At 44.9% G+C, this 659-nt stretch carries 1 protein-coding gene; it reads left to right on the top strand.

The annotated features are described in order from the left end of the window. Positions 1-659: DNA polymerase (locus tag GMD6S_RS09880; protein WP_000630213.1), on the top strand; the 659-nt coding region annotated here is incomplete at both ends.

Here is a 659-nt window from a genome sequence, read left to right as displayed (position 1 = left end):
AAGGTCAAAAAAGAAACCCTACTTGAGATGCAGGCTGAAAATGAGGTCGTCATTGAGCAACTTACCCAAGAGATTTATGAGCTAGCTGGTGAAGAGTTTAATATCAATTCTCCTAAGCAGTTGGGTGTGCTTCTCTTTGAAAAACTCGGTCTTCCTCTAGAGTACACTAAGAAAACCAAGACAGGTTACTCGACGGCCGTGGATGTGCTAGAGCGTCTAGCTCCTATTGCTCCGATTGTTAAAAAAATCCTCGACTACCGTCAGATTGCTAAGATTCAATCCACTTATGTGATTGGTTTGCAAGACTGGATTTTGGATGATGGCAAGATCCACACGCGCTATGTGCAGGATTTGACTCAGACTGGGCGTCTGTCTAGTGTGGATCCAAACTTGCAAAATATTCCTGTGCGTTTGGAACAAGGCCGTCTCATTCGTAAAGCTTTTGTCCCTGAGTGGGAGGATAGTGTGTTGCTCAGCTCGGACTATTCACAGATTGAATTGCGCGTTTTGGCTCATATTTCTAAAGATGAGCACTTAATTAAGGCTTTCCAAGAAGGAGCTGACATCCATACTTCAACGGCCATGCGGGTCTTTGGCATTGAACGTCCTGAAGATGTGACTCCAAACGACCGTCGTAATGCCAAGGCGGTAAACTTTGG

Source organism: Streptococcus sp. GMD6S (assembly GCF_000297015.1).
Note: the sequence above shows the minus strand (reverse complement) of the source record. Positions and strands in the feature narration are given on the sequence as shown.